Here is a 21,614-nt window from a genome sequence, read left to right on the forward strand (position 1 = left end):
GTGAGTGTCGAAGCCCGGAAATGGTCATCGGCCGATTTCGTTGAATTCCGGTTAGCACCGTAGCATTCACCTGACGACGGGAATGCGAAATACATTGGTTCGCAAAGCGGCTCGCTTGAACCGCGCAAAAAAGAGGCTCCGCGACTGGCACGACACGGAGCCCAAGGCTTCAGGGAACTAAATTATCTCAGGCCGCGTGGATCGCCTTCACCGTCTCTTCGATGCGGTGGCAGGCGGCTCGCGAGCCATCGGCGAAACTGCGCATTTCCGGCCGCTCGCTCTTGCAGCGCTGGTCAGCGAAGGGGCAGCGTGGATGGAACGTGCAGCCGGACGGCGGATTGAGCGGACTTGGCACCTCACTCGCAGCGATGCTGCGTCCGCGCTTCGGATGGGTGATGTCCGGAATCGTCTCTAGCAGCAGCTGCGTATAGGGGTGCCGCGGATTGGCGAAGAGCGTTTCGGTGTCCGCCTCTTCGACGATCCGTCCGAGGTACATTACCGCGATACGGTCCGACATGTGGCGCACCACGCTCATGTCGTGGCTGATGAAGAGATAGGTCAGCCCCATCTCGTCCTGCAGCTTGCGCATGAGGTTCAGGATCTGCGCCTGGACCGACACGTCGAGTGCCGAGGTCGGCTCGTCGCAGACGAGGAATTCCGGTTCGCCGGCAAGAGCGCGTGCAATCGAGATGCGCTGGCGCTGTCCGCCCGAGAATTCGTGCGGGAACTTCGCGCCATCGGAGGGCGCGAGACCGACGATGGTCAGCAACTCACCGACACGTTCCATGATCTCGGCTTCCGAGTTGCGCAGCTTCAGCTCGCGCAGCGGCTCGGCGATGATGTTGCGAACGCGCCAGCGTGGATTGAGGCTGGCATAGGGATCCTGAAAGATCATCTGGGCCGAAAGCGGTTGCCCGTCCCTGCCCGGCGCAAACCGCACCTCGCCTTCCGTCGGCCGGTAGAGACCGGTGACGAGCCGCGCCACCGTCGACTTGCCGCAACCGGATTCACCGACGAGGCTGAGGCAGCCGCCCATTGGCACGGTGAAGCTGATGTCGTCGACCGCCCGCACGAACTGCTGCGGCTTGCGCTCGATCACCCGGTTGAGCCAGGGCGCGGAAACATCGAAATTGCAGGTCAGGTCGTTGACCGTAAGGGCATCACTCATAGAACTCCTCCTGCATTGAGCCAGCAAGCGGCGACGCCGGTGCCGACCGGAGCCGGTTCGGGGCGATCCTTGCGGCAGCGCGGACCTGCCTCCGGGCAGCGCGGGTTGAAGGCGCAGCCGGTGGGGATCGCGTTGAGACGCGGCATCGAACCGTCGATCTGGTTCAGCCGCTCGACGCGACGGCCGAGAGCCGGGATCGAGCCCATCAGGCCGCGGGTATAGGGGTGGCGCGCGTTCTTCAGCACGTCGTCGACCGGGCCGATCTCGACCAGTCGTCCGGCATACATCACGGCGACACGGTCGGCGGTCTCTGCGATAACGCCCATGTCGTGTGTGACCAGCATGACCGCAGTACCATGGTCGTCGCAGAGACGACGCAACAGCGAGGTGATCTGGGCCTGGATCGAGACGTCGAGGGCGGTCGTCGGCTCGTCCGCAATGATCAGCTTCGGCTCGGCGGCGAGCGCCAGGGCGATGACGACGCGCTGACGCATGCCGCCGGAGAACTGATGCGGATAGTGATCGTAGCGCGCCTCGGGAGCCGGAATGCCGACTTCCTTGAGAAGCTGGATCGCACGGGCCTTCGCATCGGCCTTGGAGAGCTTCAGGTGAAGACGGATCGTTTCGACGAGCTGCGCGCCGATGGTGAAGAGCGGGTTCAGCGAGGTCAACGGATCCTGAAAGATCGCGCCGATCTGCCGGCCACGCACCTGCTGCATCTGGGTCTCGTCGAGTTGGTCGATACGCCGTCCGGAGAGCCAGACTTCGCCGCCGGAGACACGGCCGGGCGGCTCCAGCAGACCCTGGACCGCAAGGCCGGTCATCGACTTTCCGGCGCCGGATTCGCCAACGACACCGAGGATTTCGCCTGGGCGGATATTGAGGGAGACGTCCGAAAGCGCCTGCACCGTTCCATGGCGCCCGGGGAATTCGACGCAGAGGCCGCGCACGTCAAGCACGGCCGATGAATGGTGTTCCGTCATCGCTGCACCTCCAGAGGGTAGCTCGGCGGGAAGATCTCGCTGACCGGGGGATGGCCGAAGCTTCTTTCCGGATACTTGGCGATCAGGCCATCGAACTGCACCTGCGCCGTTGCGCGCGCCTCGTTCATGTCGAAACCTGCAACCTCGCCATCACGCATCGACAGGCGTCCATCGACGAAGACAGCCTTGGTGACGCGTCCGGAACCACCGACCACCAGCGTGGTAATCGGATCGATTGCCGGCGCCATGTGGTGATCCATGAGGTCGAAGACGGCGATGTCGGCGCGGGCACCTGCTTCCAGCCGGCCGAGGTCCGACCGGCCGAGCGCCTTGGCGCCGCCGAGCGTCGCAGCGTCGAAAAGATCGGCGCAACTGACAGCGGACGCATCGCCTTCCACAACGCGACAGGTGATCAACCCGACCAGCAGGTTCATCAGCATGTCCGGAGGCGTCGTATCCGTGCCCATTGCGATGTTGACGCCGCGAGCCTTGACGGAGCGGAACGAATTCAGCGTGCTGCCGCCGCGGGCCGAAACCAGCGGGCAGTGAACGATGCTGACGCCGTTTTCCGCATAGAGACGCAGGTCGTTGTCCGTTGCCTGGGTCGCATGCGGCGCGATTAGCCGGTCGCTTAAGAAACCGAAGCTTGCCAGCCACTCCGGCGCCGTCTTGTTGTGCAGGCGGCGAACGGTATCGACTTCCATGGTGCCCTGCGCCGCATGCAGGCGGATCGGGCAATCAAGATCACGCGCCGCGTCTGCGGTACGGACCAGGAGCTTCTCGGTGCAAGTTTCCACCCGGTCTGGGGCCAGCAGGCCCTTGACCAGGCCGCCGTGGCGCCCTTCGTGCTCGCGGATGAAGCCGATGGCCTCATCGAGGCCCTTCATGCCTCTGGCCTCGTCGAAGATCGCTTCAAGCTGGCCCGGAGCCGTGACCATCATACCGCCGGCGCGGTAGGCCGGGCTCAGATAGACGCGCAAGCCCAGATCGCCGGCCGCATCCGAAGCCGTGGCGAATTCCGCAACGGTTTCGCCCCATTCGCGATAGAAAAGCGAGGCGATCGGAGCGGCCGTGGTGATGCCATTCAGGAGAAGCTGGGCGAAGGCAAAGCGCTTCTGGAACGCCAGTTCCTCCTGCGTGTACATCTCATAAGGCCCACGCTCGATGTAGGAACGCGGCCAGACACGACCCTTGGCCCAACCGGGCTGATGGTCGATCGAGAGGATCGTCGTATCGAGATCGGAGAGCGCATCGAGATCGATCAGCCCGGGGCTGATCATCGCCGCTCCAAGATCGATCCGCCGGGCCACCTCGCCCTCGAAGTGCGGACCGACATAGAGCAGCGTGCCGCCTTCGATCACCACCTGGCCGTTCGGGATAAGCCGGTGGGAGCCGTCACGGTGACCAAGCACCCATTGCGCGGTCAGAAGCGTGCGTCCCTCCGCACGTTGACCGAGTGTCAAATCCTTGATGCTGTTCATGGGATGGCTACCTCCGAAACGCCGTTGCGAGCGACGATACGTCCACGCTTGACGACCAGCGGCCGCGGCGCGACGTCGACGACGGCATGCGCCAGCGTCTCGCCGGTGAGCAGGGTGAAATCTGCGTCGCAGCCGACCTCAAGACCGTACCCCTCGATGTCCATGACCTCGGCGCCCCCCTTGGAGCAGACATGGAGCGCATGCTCGAGGTCGACGTCACGGCGCAGGCCGTTCTTCATGCCGAGGATCCGGGCACGATCCATCATGTCGGGTTGTCCCCACGGACCCCAGGTGTCGCGGATGCCGTCACAGCCGGCCGCCACCTTGACGCCTGCTTCTTTCAACCGAAGGATCTGCGGAACGGTCGAGGAGGGTGAACCGGTCGTGATGATGCGGATATCGAGCTCAGCGATCTGCTCTATCAGGCCGGCGACCCGCAGATAATCCGGGGCTCCGAGTGCGAAGGCATGGCTGATTGCCACCTTGCCCTGCATGCCGAGAGCGCGGATACGCTCGAACATCATCTCCATGCTGAAGGCGCCGAGTTTGCCCTGCTCGTGCAGATGGATGTCGATCGGCTTGGCATGCTTGTCGGCAAGGCCGAAGATCGCGTCGAGGTGTCCCTTCGGGTCTCGGTCGATGCCACAAGGGTCAATGCCACCAAGGACTTCGGCGCCATTGCTCAGAGCTTTGTCGAGGAGTTCGATCGTACCCGGGCGGGTGACGAGACCCGACTGCGGGAAGGCAACGATCTCGATGTCGATGATGCCTTCGAGGACCTTGCGGGTCTCCATGATGCCTTCCATCAGCCGCAGGCCATGGGTGGTGTCGATGTCGACGTGGCTGCGGATGTGGCTTGCACCGTTGGCAGCGAGCATGATCGCCTGGCGCATGGACTGACGGTGCGGGTCGATGCCGATTTCGAGCCGCTGCTCGCGTTCGAAATCGATGCGTTCGCGCAGCGTCGCAGACTTGGCATTGACATGCCAGGGCATGCCCCAGACCGACTTGTCGAGATGGGTATGGGCTTCGACGAGACCGGAGATCACGATATGGCCGTTGCCGTCTTCGCTCGCCACGCCTTCGGCTGCGAGCTCCTTGCCAAAGGCGGCGATCTTGCCGTCGCGAACGAGGATGTCGGTCGCTTCGCCGGCGTTGGGCCTGACGTTACGGATCAGAAGATTGGACATCATTCACCTCAATTTCGGATTGAGCGCATCGCGCAGCCAGTCACCGAGCAGGTTGACCGAGACCACGAGAAGGCAAAGCTGGACGACAGGGAAAAGCACGACCCACCATACGCCAGAAAACAGGAACTGGTTGCCGAGCCGGATAAGCGTTCCGAGGCTCGGCTGGCTCGGCGGCATGCCGATGCCGAGGAAGGAGAGCGTCGCCTCGGTCAGGATCGCCATGCCGAAGTTCAAGGTCGCGGCGACCATGATCGGCGTCAGCGTGTTCGGCAGAATGTGCTTCAGCATGATCCGCCGTGCCGGTGTCTTCAGAAGGCGCGCGGCCTGAACATATTCCTTGCCGCGCTCGACGATCGTCTGGGCGCGGACGGTACGGGCATATTGCACCCAGGCGCTGAGCGTGATTGCCAACACCAGGACCGCGGCCGAGCCGACGTCCCTCAGTTCCGGCGGCAGCATCTGGCGTGCGACGGCGCTGACGAGGATCGCGATCAGGATCGTCGGGATCGACAGAAGGACGTCACCGATGCGCATCAGCACGTTGTCGATGAAGCGGCCGAAATAGCCGGCGACGAGACCGAGGCTAAGACCGACGGCAAGTGAAAGCACAACCGATGCGACCCCGATCAGGATCGAGATGCGCGAGCCATAGAGGATGGCCGAGAGCATGTCGCGGCCCTGCGTGTCGGTACCGAGCACATAGGGCCACTGGCCGTCTGCCTCCCAGATCGGCGGCAGCTCGGAATTCCAGAGTTCGAGCTGGGCCGGATCGAAGGGGTTCTGCGGTGCAATCAGCGGAGCGGCAAACGCGGTCACGATCAGGAAGGTGAGGATGGCCGCACCGATGATTGCAGAAGGCTTGTGGGTGAAGGACCACCAGAGGTCGCTCTGGCGCCAGCGGGCAAGCCGCGAGGGCCGGCGTGGCGGTGTGGATTGCTGGACGTGATCTGTCATGGCAGCGACCTCAACGGGTAGCGTCGCGCAGCCGCGGATCGATGACCGCATAGGCGATATCGACGAGCGTATTCAGCGTGACGAAGATGAAGGAGACGATGCAGAGATAACCAGCCATGACAGGCATATCGAGGAAGGTTACCGCCTGGATGAAGAGCATGCCCATGCCCGGCCACTGGAACACGGTTTCGGTGATCAGTGCGAAAGCGATCAACGAACCGAAGTTCATTGCCGTCATGGTGACGACGGGCATCAGACAGTTCCTGAGCGCGTGACGGAAATAGATCCGCCAGCGCGGTACGCCGCGGGCGCGCGCGAACTTGACGAAATCGGACCGAAGTACTTCCATCATCTCGGCGCGGACGAGACGCATAACCAGGGTAATCTGGTAGAGCGCGAGCGCAAGAGACGGCAGAAGCAGCGATGCGCGGCCGGAAGGCGTCAAGAGGCCAGTGCTCCACCAGCCGAGTTGGACCACATCACCGCGCCCAAAGGCGGGCACGAGGCCAAGCGTTACGGCAAAGACGAGGATCAAAAGGATGCCGACGACGAAACTCGGCAACGAGACGCCGATGATGCTGACGAATTGAAGCCCTTCCGAGTACCATCGCCCTCGGTGGATCGCAGTTAGGACGCCAAGCGGAATGCCGATCAGCAGCGACAGGACGGTCGCGACAAGCGCAAGTTCCATCGTCGCCGGGAAGCGCTCGGCAATAAGCTTCATCACGTCCTGGCCATTGCGGTAGCTGATACCGAAATCGCCTTGGGCAGCGTTGCCGACGAACCGGCCAAACTGGGTCAGGAAGGAATCATTGAGCCCGAGCTTTTCGCGCAGCTCGATCCTGTCGGCCTGTGACATCTGCTCGTTTGCCATCAGCTCGACCGGGTCTCCGGCAAAGCGGAAGATCAGAAAGGCGAGCAGCGCAACGGCGAGCATGACCAGCACGGCATTGGCCAGCCGCTTGATGAGAAAGACAATCATTGGGTTTCTCGCAGAATGAGGAGCCCCGGCGAAGCACACTCCGCCGGGGCAAGGAAACTCAATCGCCGATACGGGTCAGCCAGTGGCGCGGCTTGTTGTCGGCGCGGATGGTCACGTCGGTCACGTTCTTGGACATTGCCCAGGCCATTGGCTGCTGGTGCAGCGGGATCATGATGACCTCGTCCTTGGCGAACTTCAGCGCTTCGGTTTCGATCGCCAGACGCTTGTCGTGATCCATCTCCACCGCGGCCTTCTTCACCATCGCGTCCAGTTCCGGATAGGACCAGCCGCCATAGTTGGCGACGCCGGCCGCACCTTCGCGGGTCGAAAGCACCTGAACCAGGATCGAATAGGCATCGAGCGTCGGCTCGTTGGCCCAGCCGATCATGTAGGCGTCGGACTTGCCGCTGGCGCGCTTCGGCGCCTGAACGGCACGCGGGCCGATGTCGAGGGTCGGCTTGAGGCCGACGCGCGACAGCATCGAGACCAGCGCACTGCAGACGTCCTCTTCGTTGACGCTTTCGTCGTTCATGCAGACGAGCGTGAACTCCTTGCCGACGGCGCCCGCTTCTTCGAGCAGCTTCTTGGAGAGTTCCGGATCGTAGCTCGTCGGCACGTCGAGCTCTGCGCTGTAGCCCGGGATTTCCGGTGCGACCATGGTGCCGGCGACATGCGACTTGCCGCGCATCACGCGCTTGAAGATGAGCTGGCGGTCGATCGCGTGATCGATTGCCTGGCGCACCTTGATGTTGTTGAAGAAATTCTCGCGGCCGTCGGCGAAGGTCTCGTGACGGTTGAAGACCATATGGACCGTGCGCAGGTCGGTGCGCTCGATGACCTTGATCTCCGGTGAGCTCTTCAGGCGTTCCAGGTCCTGTACCGGGGCGCCGTCCGTGAGGTCGATTTCGCCCGAAAGCAGCGCCGCGACGCGGGTTGCTGCCGAGGTGATCGGCATGAATTCGATGCGGTCGAGATTGTGCTTCGGTGTATCCCACCAGCCATCGTTCTTGATCAGCACGGTCTTGCTGTCGGGAACGCGGGATTCGACCTTGAACGGGCCGGTACCGTTCGTGTTGTAGGTGGCAAAGCCTTCGACCTTGGCGCCGACGTCGGTCGGCAGCTCGGACTTGTTGTCGACCAGCCAGTCCTTGTCGAACATGAAGATGTTGGTCATGTCGTTGAGGAAGAGCGGGTTCGGCGAATTCACCTCGATGTCGACGGTGTAGTCGTCAACCTTGGTGGTCGAGACATAGGCCGGAATGTTGCCGCGCAGCGGCGACGTCGGATGGCTGACGCGGGCCATGGAGGCGACGACGTCGTCAGCGTTGAAATCGGCGCCGTTGTGGAACTTCACGCCCTTGCGCAGATGGAAGCGCCAGACCTTTTCGGAAACCATCTCCCAGCTCGTGGCGAGCGCCGGCTCGACCTTGAACTCGGGCGTGTAGCGGGTCAGGCCCTCATAGACGTGGTTGAGGAAGGCCAGGTTCGAGGTGCTGCCGTAGGAATAGGGGTCGAGCGAGAAGATATCCCGCGGGCTTCCCCAGCGCAGCGTTTCCGCAGATGCGGAGGATGCGAGCATGGCAAATGCCAACCCCGCGAGGAGATGCTTTCTCAGTTTCATGTCGTTCCCTCTGTTCTCTCGTCAGTCGCCACAGCACGACGTCCTCGCCCACCCGTGAGCAAGCCGCCCTAGATTTGAAGCTGTTGGCGACAATGTCAACTATTTTGTCGACAATTTTGTATGCATAAATGTTTAAAGTGGAATACAGGCTGAAAATGCGGGGGCATTCTGCGGGCGACCAGAGCTGAAAAAAGAGGAACACAGACAACCAAGGCGCGAATCGAGTCCGAACAAGATCCCAAAACGGATCACCCGACGGCGTCTCGCGACGCCGTCGGGTGAATGGGAATTTCCCGAAAAGATATGTGGTTACGGCTATCTGCTCTCGCGGAACACCTAATTGCGCCTGCCCGTCAGTCGCCTGATAGAGTTGCGAGCGCGGCTGCGCGTCCGTGCCTTTGTCAAACGGTGGCCGGACTCTAACGGTTACCGAGCGGCAGCGGCACCGAAACCCGTGAGGAATGCCGTCAGATTGTCGGAGAGCGCATCACAGAGGTAGCCACCCTCCTGTACGATTGCTGTCGGGATGCCGAGACTGGAGATCGCCTCGCCGATCCGGGCAAAACCGGGCGTCGATACGGAAAGGCCGCCGAAGGGATCGCCTTCGAAGGCATCGAGGCCGAGAGCGACGACGAGTGCGTCCGGCGCATAAGCACGAATGCGACGGAAGGCAACGTCGAGAGCGGCCAGGAATTCGCCGTCGCCGGACTTGCGTTCGAGCGGGAGGTTGAAGTTGTAGCCGAGACCTGCCCCTTCGCCGCGCTCATCCGCATGCCCCCAGAAGAACGGGTAGAATCGCACCGGATCGGCGTGGATCGAGACCGTCAATACATCGGCCCGCTGATAGAAGATGCCTTGCGTGCCATTGCCGTGATGCAGGTCGACATCGAGGATGACCACGCGGGCCGCATTCGAAAGGAAGCGTTGTGCCGCGACGGCCGAATTGTTGACGAAGCAGAAGCCGCCGGCAACGTCGGCAAAGGCGTGATGGCCCGGTGGGCGGCAAAGCGCATAGGCCGCCCGCTCTCCGGCCATCACGACATCGGCAGCGTCGACCGCGCTCCAGGCGCTCCAGCGCACGCTGTCCCAGGTTTCCCCCGAGATCGGGCATGCGGTATCAGCCATGTGATAGCCTGCCTGCCCGACGGCCGAGGCCGGATAACGGCCATCGCGCGCGAGCGGGTGGATGTTCGGTATGACCTCCTCCGAAGCCTCGGGGATACGCTGCCAGCGCTGATAGATATGTTCGAGGAATTCGAGATATTCGGGCGTATGCACCGCGGCGATCGGGGCGAGCCCGTGATCGCGGGGCCGCAGGATCTCGCAGCCCGCAGCGCGCGCGCCGTTCAAAAGCCGCTCGACGCGCTCGGGTTGCTCCGGGTTCGGCTGCGGCGCACCGCTCGAAAGAAAAGCCTTCGGATTGTGTCGCTTCTGTTCCAGTGCGTAGAAGGCTTTCATGCTCTCTCCAGCTCCTTCGTCTTCAAACTTTCGGACCGCCTGCGAGAGCCGCAAAGGCCTCATCATAGGCGGCATGGGCGCGGTCCTTCGCCTGCCAGGTAATGCCGATCCGCTCGTAAAGCCGCTGCGCCGGCAGATTGTCCACGTCGACCTCGAGCCGGAGATAGTCTCCGCCTCGCGCGCTTGACCATGCGGCAACTTCACGAAGCAGGGCTTCGCCGACCCCGAGGCCCCGGAAACGACCCTCAACATAAAGGTCCTGTACGAAGACGCCCGGGCGCCCGCGCCAGGTCGAAAAGATCGGGAAGAACAGGCAAAGACCGGCAAGGTCTCCATCCGCCTCGGCGAGCAGGCTGTGGAAGGCCGCATTCGGACCGAAACCGAAACGGCTGAAGTCATCGACCGTGCAGGTGACCTTGTCCGCCATATCGAGCCCGCGCCCCATGGCCAGTATCGCACTATGTATGCTGCCTGCATCCTGCGGTTCGCCTGCGCGAATTCGGATATCGGATGTTAAACGCTGCATCGTCGTCACTGTTTTCCCTTTCACTGCCAGCAGGCGAAGGCGCAAGTCCAACCAAGCCTCGTGCCACCGGCGTCAGAATGCCACCTGATCTCCGCCCTTGAGGCCGAGAAGCGCGCGTGCCTCCTTAGGGGTTGCAACTTCCAGTGACAAGGCGTCGAGAACGGTGCGGATGCGCTGAACCTGCTCGGCATTGCTGGTCGCGAGCGTGCCCCGACCGTTATAGAGACTGTCTTCGAGACCGACGCGCACATTGCCGCCCATGGCCGCAGCCATGGTGATCATCGGCATCTGATGCCGGCCGGCAGCAAGCACCGAGAAGCTGTAGTCGCCGCCGAAGAGCTTGTCGGCGATGCGCTTCATATGCGTCAGGTTCTCAGGGTCGGCACCGATACCGCCGAGAACACCGAAGACGAACTGGATGAAGAGATGGCCGGAGACGAGGCCCCGATCGCGGAAATGCGCCAGCGAATAGAGGTGGCCGACGTCATAGCACTCGAACTCGAAGCGCGTACCGCAGCCCTGGCCGAGCCGCGTCAGGATGAACTCCATATCGGCGAAGGTGTTCTTGAATATCGAGTTGCGCGTCGCTTCAAGGAGCTGCGGTTCCCATGCATGTTTCCACTCCGTCGGCTTGTCGAGGGCCGGAAAGAGCGCGAAATTCATCGAACCCATGTTCAGCGAGCACATTTCCGGTTCGGCGCGCATTGCGGCGGCGAGCCGATCTTCCAACGCCATCAGCGACGATCCGCCGGTGGAGATGTTCACGACAGCATCGGTCGATTGTTTGATGCGCGGCAGGAACTGCATGAACAATGCCGGATCCGCCGATGGCCGACCGTCCTCAGGGTCCCGTGCGTGCAGATGCAGGATGGACGCGCCGGCCTCGGCAGCTGCGATCGCTTCGGAGGCGATCTGGTCGGGCGTTACAGGCAGGTAGGGCGACATGGTCGGCGTATGCACCGACCCCGTCACCGCGCAGGTGATGATCACTTTGCGCGATGTTCTGGCTTTCGTCATGGTCAAGCCCTCAGCGGTTGACGGGGAGATTGAGTTCTTCGGCGAGCACTTCGAGCACGTCGCCAAGGATGGCAACGATCTCGCCGATCTGTTCGCGCGTGATGATCATCGGCGGGCAGACGAGGAAGTGATCGCCCTCGACGCCGCCGCGCGTGCGCCTGGAATAGATGATCAGGCCGCGCTCATAGGCGAGATCGACCATGCGCTGATGCGCGTTCAACTCCTTCGGCAACGGCTTCATGGTTTCCCGGTCGGAAACGAACTCGGCCGCGAGCAGCAGCCCCTTGCCGCGCACGTCGCCAATGAAGGGGAAGCGGTTGGAAAGCGCCACCAATTCCGCCTTCAAGGCCTCACCCATGGCAGCGGCATTGTCGATCAGGCCGAGGCGATCGATCTCGTCGAGAACGGCAAGACCGGCGGCGCAAGCGAGCGGATTGCCGGCATAGGTAAACCCATGCTGGAAACCGCCGGCGTCAAGCACCGGCTGCACGATCCGCGACGGTGCGGCCATGGCGCCGAGTGGGCAATAGCCGGAGGCAAAGCCCTTCGACAAAGCGATCAGGTCCGGGCGGCAGCTCCAGTGGTCGCCGCCGAGGAACTTTCCGGTCCGGCCGGCGCCGCTCATCACCTCGTCATGGATCAAGAGGATGCCGTACTTGTCGCAGATTTCGCGAATGCGCGGATAGTAGCTGTCTGGCGCCACCAGCGCCCCGGTGGAGGCGCCACCGATCGGCTCCATGATGAAGGCCAGCACGCTCTCCGGGCCTTCCGCCTGGATCTTCTCCTCCAGCAGGTCGGCATATTTGATGCCGCGCTGCTCCATCGTCAGGTTATCCCGGTCAAGATAGGCGGTTGGCGCTGCAACCTTTGGCATCTCGCGCATCATCGGCGAGAAGGGTTCGGAAAGCGCTGCATAGCCTGTCACGGCCAAGGCGCCCAGCGTACCGCCGTGATAGGACGGAAAGCGGGAGATCACTTTCCATCGATCCTTCTGGCCCGTGGCGACGGCCCATTGCCGCGCGAGCTTCAGGCAGGATTCAACCGCTTCCGAGCCGCCGGACACAAAGAAGATCTTGTCCATGCCCTGGGGCAATTTTTCGGCCGCACGGCGCGCCAAGTCTTCGGCAGGCTCGTTCTCGAAATGCAGCCGGTAGGCGAAGGTTACGCGGTCCATCTGGCGCTTCATAGCATCGAGAACATTGCGGTTGCCGTGGCCGATATTGACCACCATGGCGCCGCTGGAGCCGTCGATCACCCGGCGTCCGTCCTGGTCGAAGAGATAGATGCCTTCGGCCCGGTCGACCAGCGGCCGGCGCAGCCGCGACTGGTAGAAGAGATGCGAGGCAGGGCGTTCGTTGGAAGCTGTCGTCTTGAGCATGGCAAATCTCTGTCAGCGATTGAGGTAGTGATTAAGGACATTGGCAGTGACGCGCTCGACCATCGCGTCGCCGCGCTTGAGAGCCGCCACCCATTCGCAACTGCCGGCGTGGAACACCTCGCCTTTGCCGCGCGGAAAATTGACGATCATGCCGCAGCCGCGCTTGACGCGCTCGACGGCAGCCTCGCCATGATCGCCGATCAGCGTTTCGGCGACGAATTTGGCGTCGGCATCCGAGAGGAACTGATCGTCGGCGGGTATGTCGGCGCTTTCCTCCTTCAGCGAGGACATGCCGAGCGCAAGGATTTCAAGCCCGTCCGGCGCGCCGCTGTCTTCGGTCGGCTCCGGCAGACCGCCGCGGATAACGTAGTCGAGGCCGTCGACCTCGTAACCGAAGGCGTGGCCTTCGGCGCCGAGAATATCGCCGTAGTAGATGCCGGTTCCGGCGAAGGCCCAATGCTCGGGTCGGTAGACCGGGAAGCCGCGCGCACCGCGCGGCGCGCAGCCACCCCAGCCAACATAAAGGCCGCGCGTGGCATTGAGCCCGAAGGTCGCAGATCCTGGCCGGCCGATCTCGGCCGCCTCCCAGGAGCCGCTGGTGCGCGTCGGGTCATCCGAGCGAAAGGCCGGGTCTTCTGCACGTGAGCGATACTTGTAACAGACCTGGCGCTTGCCACCGTCTTCGAGGCGCGTCTGCCACATGAAGTTGCCGGCAAAGCGCGCTGCGTGGCCGCCGCGCTCGACGTAACCGTCGACCGCATCGCGCATTTCCCAGGTCCAGTATTCGTCGTGGCCGACAAAGACGACACAGTCATAGCCGTCGAGGATTTCGGGGTTGAAATGCAGCTCATGCTGGCTGGCGAGATCGACGGCATAGCCCTCCCGTTCCGCCCAGCGGAAGAAGTGGCTGTCGTAGCTTGCCCAGCCGGAAGAGGCATATTTCTTGGAATAACCATTGGCATAGGCCCATTCCATATGCGGGTAGCGCGGTGCGACAGCCATCGGCGCATAGATCTCGAGCGGCACGCGCGGCGCATTTGCCGGCAGCATCACGAAGCCGCGGCAGAAGGGCCGCTCGATGCTGACCGTCGTCGCGTACTGATCGCGGTTTGGACCGGTGATGCCCTGGTAGTGGTTGGAGCCTCCCCAGGTGTTGTATGAAGTCCAGGAACCGGTGGCGGCGACCTGCAGCACGCGGCCGGGCTTGCGGCCGGCGAGCGGCCGCACGATGAAGAGATGGTGGCACCCGATCGACTTGCCACCCCTGCCCTCGGCTCTCAGCGTGATACGGTAGGCGCCGGACGGCCAGTTTTCGTCGATCTTGAATTCGAAGCCCGTCTCCCAGCCGCAGCCGAGCACTGAACATTGGTCCGGCGCTTCCTGCCAGCGGACGGAAAGACCGTCACGCTTCAGGACGGTTTGCTCTGTGGCTCCGTCGCGCACGACTTCGATCGAAAATTGAGGCGCAGTGGAGCTGACCTGCAGCCGCACGGTAGCGCCGGGCGGATAGGCATAGGCGTCTGTGTAGCACCAGATCTCGCCGCGCGCGCCGTCCATGCCGGGATATTCGTAGTAGTGACCGAGCACCGCCTCACGGCGCTGTTCCGGCGTCAGTCCGAAATCAGGGTATTGATCCTGATGTCCCATCATTTCCCCCTCATGCAGCCAGATATTTCTTGAGGAACGCGCGCGTGCGCTCCTGGGTCGGCTGGCGGAAGATCTCGCTCGGCGCCCCTTGCTCGACGACGACGCCACCATCCATGAACAGGACACGGTCGGCGACCTCGCCGGCAAAGCGCATCTCGTGCGTGACGATCAGCATCGTCATATGCTCGGCTGCGAGCTGCTTCATGACCGCGTTCACTTCGTCGACCAGCTCCGGGTCGAGCGCTGAGGTCGCCTCGTCGAAGAGCATCACCTTCGGCTGCATCGCAAGCGCGCGAGCAATCGCGACGCGCTGCTTCTGGCCGCCGGAAAGGCGTGACGGAAAGGCATCGATCTTGTCGGCAAGACCCACCTTAGACAAGAGCTCGATCGCAAGCTCGCGTGCCGCGGTCTTCGCCATTCCCTTCAGGACGATCGGCCCCATGGTGATGTTTTGCAGGACCGTCAGGTGCGGGAACAGATTGAAGTGCTGGAACACCATGCCCATCTGCTGGCGCACCGCATTGATGTGCCTTTCGAAGGCCTGGCCCTTCAGGTGCTGGTTGACCTGGACGCCGTCGAGCCAGACTTCGCCGCCATTGAGCGTCTCGAGGTGGTTGATTGACCTGAGAAGCGTGCTCTTGCCGGAGCCGCTCGGGCCGATAATCGCGACGATCTGGCCGCGCGCGACCGAGAGATCGATGCCTTTGAGCACCTCCAGAGCGCCGTAGTTCTTGCGGGCACCCTTGACCTCGACCATGGGTTTCTGTGCGGTCATCGGGAAACCTCCGCGTTCTTTTCGACCTGGCGCAGACCCGCTTCGAGGACGAGATTGAGAATGTAATAGAGTGCCGCGACCGTGATGTAGAATTCGAACGGTCGGAATGTCTCGCTGATCGCAAGCTGGGCCGCATGGACCAGTTCGGCGATGCCGATGATCGAGACCAGCGAGGATTCCTTCAGAAGCACGATCAGGTTGTTGCCCATGGCTGGAATGGTGTTGCGGATCGCCTGCGGCACGATGAAGTACCGCAAGGTCTGCATCCGACCGAAGCCAAGGCTGCGGGCACCCTCCGTTTGCCCGACATCGACGGCGACGATACCGGCACGAAGGATGTCGGCATTGTAGACGGCAAAGTGCAGGCCGAGACCGATGATGCCGGCGATCAGCGCCGGGATCTTGAAGCCCAATTGTCCGAGCCCGTAATAGATCAGGAAAAGCTGTAGAAGCAGCGGCGTGCCCATGAACAGCCACATGAATGCCCGTACCGGCAAGGCCACCGTCTTCGGCGCATAGAGAACAACGAGAGCGAAAACGATGCCGAAGATGAAGCTGATCGCGGCGGCGGATATGGTGAGGACGACCGTCCACCAGACGCCCATCCAGATGATATCGGCATAGGGCGGAACGACGCTGAAATCGAGACCTTGCATGTGACCGTCCCCCCTCAGGCTATGGCGTAGCGTCGGTCAAGCAGATCGACGATCCGCGCGAGGACATAGACGATGAGCATGTAGAGCACGGCGGCAACGCCAAAAATCTCGAATGGCTTGTAGGTCGAGCCGATATAGCGTTGTGCCGTGTAGGTGAGTTCGACCACGGAGATCGTCGAGACGAGCGCGGAGCCTTTGACGAGAGCAACAGCGTTGACGCCAAGTGGCCGGATCATCAGCCTTGCCGCCTGCGGCAGTACCACCTTGCGCATGGTCTGGAACCGGCTGAAGCCAATCGAGCGCGCCGCTTCCGTCTGGCCGCGATCAACCGAGAGCACGGCTCCGCGAATGGATTCCGCCATATAGGCGCCGATGTTGAGCCCCAGCCCGATGACGCCGGCGGCAAACGGTTCGAGATTGATACCGACCTGCGGGCCGCCGAAATAGAGCACGAAGAGCTGGATCAGGCATGGCGTGCCGCGAAACAGGCTGACATAGGCCGTGCCGAGGGCCCGCAGCAGGAATGAGCGCGACATCTTGGCGGCAGCTATCAGGAACGCGACCACCAAGCCGAGGGCGAGCGCAAGTACCGATATCTCGATCGTGATCCATGCCGCTTCCACGAAGAACGGGAAGACGCGCTGCACCAGCGAAACGTCCATTGGGAAACTCCGGAAGGCAAACTCGTGACTTCCGGCCGCGGCTTTCGCAGCGGCCGGAGTGCGGGAGGCGTCAGGTCAGCGGATGTCGCTGCCGACCCATTCCATGGCAATCTTCTCGTAGGAGCCGTCTGCCAGCATGTCCTCGAGCGCCTTCTGCATCGCCGCTTTCAGTTCCGGGTTGTTCTTGCGGATCGCGATGCCGATCGCAACGCTGCCGCCTTCGATGTCGGGGGTTTCCAGGCGACGGACCTTCTCGCCGGTTTCCTTGACGGCGACCATGACCGGGATGTTGTCGACGACGATCGCATCGACACGGCCGCTCTTCAGTTCCATCAGCAGTTCCGGCAGACCCTTGTAGGTGCGCACGTCCCAGCCGCCCTGCTCGCGCGCCCATTTTTCGTGGGTTTCGCCGAGCGTCACGCCGAGGGTCTTGCCCTTGAGTTCGTCAAGTTTCTGAACGGTCGACTCCTCGCTTACGAAGACGGCGCGACCGGCATGGTAGTAGGGGCCGACAAAATCGACGACCTTCTCGCGCTCCGGCGTAATCGTCATCGAGCCGACGATGGTGTCGTACTTGTTGGCGAGCAGCCCGGCGATAATGCCGTCCCACGCAGTCGTCACCAACGTGCCCTTGACGCCGACGCGCTCGGCGATCGCCTGGCCGATCGAGGCGTCGAAGCCGACGACCTGGTTTTCTTCATTGACGAAGTTGAACGGCGGATACTGGCCCGACATCGCGATCTTCAGTTCGCCGGCCGCCTTGACGCTCTCGAGGTCGTCGGCCTTGGCCGAGACGGCGGAAAATGTCGCAGCAATGGTCAGCGTAGCGGCCAGCAGGCCGGAGAATAGGCTCTTCATGAAATGTTCCTTGCTCCTCTGGAATGAACGCGCCTTCTTGTGCGCTTGGGATCGGCATCGAGGCATCTTCCGAATTTCATGATTGCTTCTGCGTCAGCATTGCGCAAATAGATAATGGGAATAGAAGGCATAGATTTGAGGAATGGCTTCACCTCGATTGGAACGGCTCGTCTGGGAGCTTGACTGGAACCTTTTGCGTACCTTTGTGGTGATCGCCGAAGTCAAGAGCATCACGCGCGCAGCCGAACGGCTGAACCTCAAACAACCAAGCGTCAGCAACGCTCTGCGCCGACTGGAAGATCGCGTCGGCCGCCGGCTGGTTGAGCGTGATGCGACGCGTTTCGATCTCACCGAGGTTGGGCAGTTGCTCTACGAGCAAAGCGTCGAGGTGTTCGGCACGATCTCGCAATTGCCGCTGCTCGTGCGCGGCGTTAGCGACGATGTCACGGGCCACGTCACGATCGCGGTGGCGAGCCATGTGGTCTCGCCGATTTTCGACCGGGCGCTGATGGAGTTTCATCGCAGCTACCCGCGTGCGACCTTGACCATCAACGTTGCACCGAGCGGCGAGGTGACACGGCAACTCCGGGAGAAACGGGCCTCCTTCGGCCTGTGTCTCGTCAGCGTGCGTGATCCCGCGCTCGACTACCTGATGATGTATAGGGAATTCTTCGGCTTCTTCTGTGGCCCGCACCACCGACTGTTCGGAAAGGAAGGGTTGAAGCTTGGCGACCTCAAGGGAGAAACCTCGGTGTCCTTCCACACCGACCACATTGCCGATGCGCTCCGGCCCGTCGCTCTGCTGCGCAGCGAGGCCAAGCTCAACGCCAACGTCGTCGGCGTTTCGTCAAGTCTGGAAGAGGTGCGCCGGATGACGCTTGCAGGTCTCGGCGTCGGCTCGCTGCCGCTGCACGTTGCCCGCCGTGATGTGGCCGATGGTCTCCTCTGGCGCCTGCCGCCCTACGACAATCCGCCCGCCATCGACATCTTCATGCTGACAAACCCTGAAAAGGCGCTGAACCGCGCCGAGAAGGCGCTGATCGCCGGCTTGCAGAGCCTGATTAACGAGACACCGGCCGAAGAGCGGGTCTACGCCGACTGATCGCGAGACAGCGCCCGCTCATCCGACAATAGCGTCTCGGCCCGTGTCCGCGCGTCCGGCTCGAGCGCTATCGCGGCGCGTGCCTGAAGGTCGAACCGCACCGTCGTTGTCCTGTTGACCGCATGTACGACACCATCGAGCGTTCCGGACATCACCTGCTCGAAGGTGACCGACGAGCGTCCAAGCTTGATGACGCGCGAACGAATGGTGAGGAGCGTTCCCGCCTTGGTCTCGTGCTTGTACTCGACCTCGGCGCGCACATCCGCCCAGCCCCTGGTCGGGTCTGATTCGGCCTCGACCCCGGCGATATGGCCGAGAAGCTGGAAACTCGCATCATCGAACATCGCCGCGTAGTGGCGCACGTTCATATGCCCCATCGTGTCGCACATCCACGGGTGGGCGACACCGACGTAGGTTGTCAAAGGCTGGATGGACATGGCGCGCGCCTCATTGATCGAATTGTGTTCGCGAGACATAGCGGATGCTTGACGCTTCTGTCCATTGCGGCCGAGAACGGCATACTTTCAACGTTCGCCTCCATTCCGTTTTGACAAAAGGCGCGAAAATTCCGTGGGTAAGCGCACTTGCTTCCAACGATGGCTAGGCGCGGCGTGGTTGCCTTCCTAGATTGGCCGCTTGCAATGTGAGGAGGAATGAAGCGTGAAAGTCTATCTCGCTGGCCCGGAAGTTTTTCTGTCCAATTCGGTCGAGATCCAGAAGGAGAAAGCGGCGCTGGCGCGCGCGGCTGGCTTCACGCCACTGGTTCCAGGTGATCTCGAGATCCCTCCGGCTCCCACCAAACATGAGCGTGGTCTGGCGATCTACGCCGTCGACGAGGGCATGATGCTTGCCTCCGACATGATCATTGCCAATCTGACGCCGTTTCGCGGTATCAGTGCCGACGTCGGAACGGTGTTCGAACTGGGTTTCATGTGCGGCCACGGCAAGCACGTTTACGCCTATACAAATACTTCGCGCAGCTATTACGAGCGGATCCTCAACGATCACTACAATGGCAACGCTGCGCTGCGCCCTGACGGACGCATGGCTGGCCCCGACGGCCTCAGCATCGAAGATTTCGACATGGCCGACAATCTCATGCTGGATGGCGGCATCCTTCGCCGCGAGGGCGCGCTGATCAAACGCGAGGTGCCTGAGGCCGATCGCTTCACTGATCTGGAAGCTTTCAAGGAATGCCTCGCCATCGCTGCGAGGCGGCACCTGACTTAAACATAACAGGCTCCGCTGTCTCTTTTGGAGCCAGCGCCCGTCTCTAGTCGGTGGCGCAAGGCCAACCTGTTGGCGTCTTCAATTCGGCCGGCAATTTGGTCGAGCCGTCGCCGCAGGCCATGTCGACCTGCTCCTGCTCAAGCCCGGTCGCCTCGGAGAGGTTCACGCCCTCGATCCGGGTCTGAAACATGAAGGCGCCATCGAAATCGATCGGCCCAGTGAAGCTCGAGTTTGCGAAGCTGGCGCGCGACAGGTTGGCGTGAGAAAAGCGGGTGCCGGTCAATTCCGCCCTGTCAAAATTGGCACGGCCGAGTTCGGCCTTCTCGAAGCTCGTCCCCGTCAACCGGGCTCCACTAAAATTGGCGCGTTGCAGCTCGGAGTTGACGAAGGATGCCTTTTCGGCAGCGATTCCCGCAAAATTGCAGCGATAGGCTTCGATCTTCGAAAAGTTCGCCCCATCGGCCAGCGCGCCGGCCACCGATGAGCGCACCAGCGTCGCCTTCTCCAGGTTGGCGCCTGTCAGATTGGCGCCCCGCAGGTCAGTCAAGGTGAAGTCCGTATTGACCAAATTCGCGCCCTGAAGATCGCTGCCGCCAAGCATCAGTGCCTTCTTGTTGCAGTCGGTCCAATCCGCGCCAGGCGACGCCGAATCCTTGCAGCTGGCGGCGTGACCCACAGCCGGTGCTACCAGGGTGACAAGGCATGCCGTGATTGCTGGCACGAGCAGGGTTTTCAATGTGCGCCGCTCCATTTTCAGTGCTCTTCGGCGTGGCGTAGCGGACCGGCGCATCGCGCCGCACCCGTGGTCGAGATCGGTTTTGAGGATAGTCATGGCGCCGCTCCGGGACCCGCGGGGTCGAATCGATTGCATTTCAGATGGCATACACACCCGTCGCGTGATCGGCATCACCAGTTGTGCGTGCTTCGCTGGTAAACGTATGACGTTGCTCCTCTTTATGCAAATAACAGAAATGAAAACGCTTCGTTTCAGACAGCGACTTCCAACAGCCAGTCACGCAGCTTGGCTTGAGCGCTCTGCTCGACAATGGCTGCTGGCGCGAGCAGATGATAGACCGACCCGTCCTCGACAAATCCCAAGGGCGCGGCCAGAATGCCGCTCTCGACGTCGTCGCGAACAAGCTGCCAGGGGCCGATTGCAACACCGATGCCGGCGACCGCGGCCTGAAGGCTTATGTAGAAATGCTCGAAGTTTTGCGCACGCCGCCCGAACGTTCGGCAATCGGCGAGTCCTGCCCAGGCTTCCCACGCGTCGGGACGGCTACGCGAATGCAGAAGGACCGCATCGTCGCGCAGTGCCGGCAGACGGACTGAGTCCGCCCGGTCGAAAAATTCTGCGACCTTATCGACGCGACAGACCGGGCCGGTGCGTTCGCGAAACAGCGGGGTTGCGTGGACCGCCTCGGCTCGCACGAAGTCGTTTCTCCGAATCGCGAGGTCGATGCCGCGCCCCAGCGTTACCGGACCGCCGCCGGCAACGAGATGTATGGAAACATCCGGATGCCGCCCTTGAAAATCCGGAAGTCGCGGGATGAGCCAACGTATCAGAAGCGTCGGTTCGCAGGAGACCACGAGCGCCGGCGCCCTTACCTCTTCCTGGATCTCCCGGACTGCGGTTTCAACGAGCACAAAGCCTTCGCGCGCAGCACTGGCGAGCTTGCGGCCGGCATCCGTCAGGAAGACGCGGCGGCTTCGCCTTTCGAACAACGCCACCCCCAACTCGTCCTCGATGAGACGGACTGCCCGGCTGATCGCGCCATGAGTCAAGTGCAGGGCGTCCGCAGCGCGGCTGAAGCTTTCCAGCCTCGCCGCCGCCTCGAAGCAGCGGAGCGCTGCCAAAGGTGGGAGACGAACGGCGTCGATCTGTGATCTGTGCTGACCAATTACGTCAGGATTCATCGTTAGTCG

21 protein-coding genes are annotated in these 21,614 nt (G+C 62.2%); 2 read left to right on the plus strand and 19 right to left on the minus strand.

Translation table 11 applies throughout. The features are described 5' to 3' along the window. Positions 1 to 187: 187 nt before the first annotated feature. The 16 genes from LAC81_RS33750 to LAC81_RS33825 all read right to left on the minus strand — a co-directional run bounded on the left by LAC81_RS33750 (position 188) and on the right by LAC81_RS33825 (position 17,356). Positions 188 to 1,168 carry an ABC transporter ATP-binding protein gene (locus tag LAC81_RS33750; protein ID WP_223728934.1) on the minus strand — a complete coding sequence of 327 codons (981 nt, stop codon included), beginning with the start codon at positions 1,166 to 1,168 and terminating at the stop codon, positions 188 to 190. Next, a complete protein-coding gene (locus tag LAC81_RS33755; protein ID WP_223728935.1) occupies positions 1,165 to 2,151 on the minus strand; it encodes an ABC transporter ATP-binding protein in 987 nt (328 codons plus the stop codon). Before LAC81_RS33755 ends, LAC81_RS33750 begins: the two co-directional genes overlap by 4 nt. Further along, positions 2,148 to 3,632, minus strand: coding sequence for an amidohydrolase family protein (locus LAC81_RS33760; protein ID WP_223728936.1), 1,485 nt, complete (start codon positions 3,630 to 3,632; stop codon positions 2,148 to 2,150). Before LAC81_RS33760 ends, LAC81_RS33755 begins: the two co-directional genes overlap by 4 nt. Continuing rightward, complete coding sequence (locus LAC81_RS33765) at positions 3,629 to 4,822, minus strand: amidohydrolase family protein (RefSeq protein WP_223728937.1); 1,194 nt, start codon at positions 4,820 to 4,822, stop codon at positions 3,629 to 3,631. The genes LAC81_RS33760 and LAC81_RS33765 overlap by 4 nt, the downstream gene beginning before the upstream one ends. Positions 4,823 to 4,825: 3 nt before the next feature. Further along, positions 4,826 to 5,776, minus strand: a complete 951-nt coding sequence (locus LAC81_RS33770; protein ID WP_113540654.1) for an ABC transporter permease — start codon at positions 5,774 to 5,776, stop codon at positions 4,826 to 4,828. Positions 5,777 to 5,786: 10 nt separating this feature from the next. Then, positions 5,787 to 6,758, minus strand: a complete 972-nt coding sequence (locus LAC81_RS33775) for an ABC transporter permease (RefSeq protein ID WP_113540653.1) — start codon at positions 6,756 to 6,758, stop codon at positions 5,787 to 5,789. A gap of 58 nt (positions 6,759 to 6,816) precedes the next feature. Further along, complete coding sequence (locus LAC81_RS33780; protein ID WP_419195847.1) at positions 6,817 to 8,379, minus strand: ABC transporter substrate-binding protein; 1,563 nt, start codon at positions 8,377 to 8,379, stop codon at positions 6,817 to 6,819. A 426-nt stretch (positions 8,380 to 8,805) separates the two neighbouring features. Continuing rightward, the gene (locus tag LAC81_RS33785; RefSeq protein WP_223728938.1) at positions 8,806 to 9,837 is read right to left on the minus strand and encodes a histone deacetylase family protein; all 1,032 of its coding nucleotides are present in this window, start codon (positions 9,835 to 9,837) and stop codon (positions 8,806 to 8,808) included. Between the two features lie 22 nt (positions 9,838 to 9,859). Beyond that, positions 9,860 to 10,363 carry a GNAT family N-acetyltransferase gene (locus LAC81_RS33790; RefSeq protein ID WP_223728939.1) on the minus strand — a complete coding sequence of 168 codons (504 nt, stop codon included), beginning with the start codon at positions 10,361 to 10,363 and terminating at the stop codon, positions 9,860 to 9,862. 72 nt (positions 10,364 to 10,435) lie between these two features. Next, on the minus strand, positions 10,436 to 11,380 hold the full coding sequence (locus LAC81_RS33795; RefSeq protein WP_223728940.1) for a 3-keto-5-aminohexanoate cleavage protein: 945 nt from the start codon (positions 11,378 to 11,380) through the stop codon (positions 10,436 to 10,438). A gap of 10 nt (positions 11,381 to 11,390) precedes the next feature. Beyond that, positions 11,391 to 12,758, minus strand: coding sequence for an aspartate aminotransferase family protein (locus LAC81_RS33800; RefSeq protein WP_223728941.1), 1,368 nt, complete (start codon positions 12,756 to 12,758; stop codon positions 11,391 to 11,393). Positions 12,759 to 12,770: 12 nt separating this feature from the next. Then, a complete protein-coding gene (locus LAC81_RS33805; RefSeq protein WP_223728942.1) occupies positions 12,771 to 14,408 on the minus strand; it encodes a N,N-dimethylformamidase beta subunit family domain-containing protein in 1,638 nt (545 codons plus the stop codon). 7 nt (positions 14,409 to 14,415) lie between these two features. After that, positions 14,416 to 15,180 (minus strand): amino acid ABC transporter ATP-binding protein, encoded by a 765-nt coding sequence (locus LAC81_RS33810; RefSeq protein ID WP_273700229.1) that lies wholly within the window; start codon positions 15,178 to 15,180, stop codon positions 14,416 to 14,418. After that, a complete protein-coding gene (locus LAC81_RS33815) occupies positions 15,177 to 15,836 on the minus strand; it encodes an amino acid ABC transporter permease (RefSeq protein WP_223728943.1) in 660 nt (219 codons plus the stop codon). The genes LAC81_RS33810 and LAC81_RS33815 overlap by 4 nt, the downstream gene beginning before the upstream one ends. A 14-nt stretch (positions 15,837 to 15,850) precedes the next feature. Continuing rightward, a complete protein-coding gene (locus tag LAC81_RS33820; RefSeq protein WP_223728944.1) occupies positions 15,851 to 16,498 on the minus strand; it encodes an amino acid ABC transporter permease in 648 nt (215 codons plus the stop codon). Positions 16,499 to 16,573: 75 nt separating this feature from the next. Further along, the gene (locus LAC81_RS33825; protein WP_113540643.1) at positions 16,574 to 17,356 is read right to left on the minus strand and encodes an ABC transporter substrate-binding protein; all 783 of its coding nucleotides are present in this window, start codon (positions 17,354 to 17,356) and stop codon (positions 16,574 to 16,576) included. A gap of 142 nt (positions 17,357 to 17,498) precedes the next feature. Here LAC81_RS33825 and LAC81_RS33830 point away from each other — a divergent pair, with 142 nt between their 5' ends. Continuing rightward, positions 17,499 to 18,458, plus strand: a complete 960-nt coding sequence (locus LAC81_RS33830) for a LysR family transcriptional regulator (protein ID WP_113540642.1) — start codon at positions 17,499 to 17,501, stop codon at positions 18,456 to 18,458. Here LAC81_RS33830 and LAC81_RS33835 read toward each other — a convergent pair. Continuing rightward, positions 18,446 to 18,895, minus strand: coding sequence for an acyl-CoA thioesterase (locus LAC81_RS33835; protein WP_223728945.1), 450 nt, complete (start codon positions 18,893 to 18,895; stop codon positions 18,446 to 18,448). The genes LAC81_RS33830 and LAC81_RS33835 overlap by 13 nt on opposite strands. Positions 18,896 to 19,118: 223 nt before the next feature. Between LAC81_RS33835 and LAC81_RS33840 the strand changes: the two genes are divergently transcribed. Next, the gene (locus LAC81_RS33840) at positions 19,119 to 19,688 is read left to right on the plus strand and encodes a nucleoside 2-deoxyribosyltransferase (RefSeq protein ID WP_113540641.1); all 570 of its coding nucleotides are present in this window, start codon (positions 19,119 to 19,121) and stop codon (positions 19,686 to 19,688) included. A gap of 43 nt (positions 19,689 to 19,731) precedes the next feature. Here the strand turns inward: LAC81_RS33840 and LAC81_RS33845 are convergent, their stop codons facing one another. Together LAC81_RS33845 and LAC81_RS33850 are read right to left on the minus strand one after the other, a co-directional pair. Next, positions 19,732 to 20,595, minus strand: a complete 864-nt coding sequence (locus LAC81_RS33845) for a pentapeptide repeat-containing protein (protein WP_419195846.1) — start codon at positions 20,593 to 20,595, stop codon at positions 19,732 to 19,734. An 80-nt stretch (positions 20,596 to 20,675) separates the two neighbouring features. Continuing rightward, on the minus strand, positions 20,676 to 21,605 hold the full coding sequence (locus tag LAC81_RS33850; protein ID WP_223728946.1) for a LysR family transcriptional regulator: 930 nt from the start codon (positions 21,603 to 21,605) through the stop codon (positions 20,676 to 20,678). Positions 21,606 to 21,614 lie beyond the last annotated feature (9 nt).

Origin of the sequence: Ensifer adhaerens, from assembly GCF_020035535.1 — a bacterium.
GTDB lineage: Bacteria > Pseudomonadota > Alphaproteobacteria > Rhizobiales > Rhizobiaceae > Ensifer.

Bases quoted from the DNA above. Each gene is read 5' to 3' on its own strand.
- LAC81_RS33850 (WP_223728946.1), bottom strand. From the start codon at position 21,605: ATGAATCCTGACGTAATTGGTCAGCACAGATCACAGATCGACGCCGTT.
- LAC81_RS33790 (WP_223728939.1), bottom strand. From the start codon at position 10,363: ATGCAGCGTTTAACATCCGATATCCGAATTCGCGCAGGCGAACCGCAG.
- LAC81_RS33755 (WP_223728935.1), bottom strand. From the start codon at position 2,151: ATGACGGAACACCATTCATCGGCCGTGCTTGACGTGCGCGGCCTCTGC.
- LAC81_RS33795 (WP_223728940.1), bottom strand. From the start codon at position 11,380: ATGACGAAAGCCAGAACATCGCGCAAAGTGATCATCACCTGCGCGGTG.
- LAC81_RS33765 (WP_223728937.1), bottom strand. From the start codon at position 4,822: ATGTCCAATCTTCTGATCCGTAACGTCAGGCCCAACGCCGGCGAAGCG.
- LAC81_RS33835 (WP_223728945.1), bottom strand. From the start codon at position 18,895: ATGTCCATCCAGCCTTTGACAACCTACGTCGGTGTCGCCCACCCGTGG.
- LAC81_RS33760 (WP_223728936.1), bottom strand. From the start codon at position 3,632: ATGAACAGCATCAAGGATTTGACACTCGGTCAACGTGCGGAGGGACGC.
- LAC81_RS33830 (WP_113540642.1), top strand. From the start codon at position 17,499: ATGGCTTCACCTCGATTGGAACGGCTCGTCTGGGAGCTTGACTGGAAC.
- LAC81_RS33800 (WP_223728941.1), bottom strand. From the start codon at position 12,758: ATGCTCAAGACGACAGCTTCCAACGAACGCCCTGCCTCGCATCTCTTC.
- LAC81_RS33775 (WP_113540653.1), bottom strand. From the start codon at position 6,758: ATGATTGTCTTTCTCATCAAGCGGCTGGCCAATGCCGTGCTGGTCATG.
- LAC81_RS33810 (WP_273700229.1), bottom strand. From the start codon at position 15,180: ATGACCGCACAGAAACCCATGGTCGAGGTCAAGGGTGCCCGCAAGAAC.
- LAC81_RS33815 (WP_223728943.1), bottom strand. From the start codon at position 15,836: ATGCAAGGTCTCGATTTCAGCGTCGTTCCGCCCTATGCCGATATCATC.
- LAC81_RS33825 (WP_113540643.1), bottom strand. From the start codon at position 17,356: ATGAAGAGCCTATTCTCCGGCCTGCTGGCCGCTACGCTGACCATTGCT.
- LAC81_RS33750 (WP_223728934.1), bottom strand. From the start codon at position 1,168: ATGAGTGATGCCCTTACGGTCAACGACCTGACCTGCAATTTCGATGTT.
- LAC81_RS33805 (WP_223728942.1), bottom strand. From the start codon at position 14,408: ATGATGGGACATCAGGATCAATACCCTGATTTCGGACTGACGCCGGAA.
- LAC81_RS33780 (WP_419195847.1), bottom strand. From the start codon at position 8,379: ATGAAACTGAGAAAGCATCTCCTCGCGGGGTTGGCATTTGCCATGCTC.
- LAC81_RS33785 (WP_223728938.1), bottom strand. From the start codon at position 9,837: ATGAAAGCCTTCTACGCACTGGAACAGAAGCGACACAATCCGAAGGCT.
- LAC81_RS33770 (WP_113540654.1), bottom strand. From the start codon at position 5,776: ATGACAGATCACGTCCAGCAATCCACACCGCCACGCCGGCCCTCGCGG.
- LAC81_RS33845 (WP_419195846.1), bottom strand. From the start codon at position 20,595: ATGCCGATCACGCGACGGGTGTGTATGCCATCTGAAATGCAATCGATT.
- LAC81_RS33820 (WP_223728944.1), bottom strand. From the start codon at position 16,498: ATGGACGTTTCGCTGGTGCAGCGCGTCTTCCCGTTCTTCGTGGAAGCG.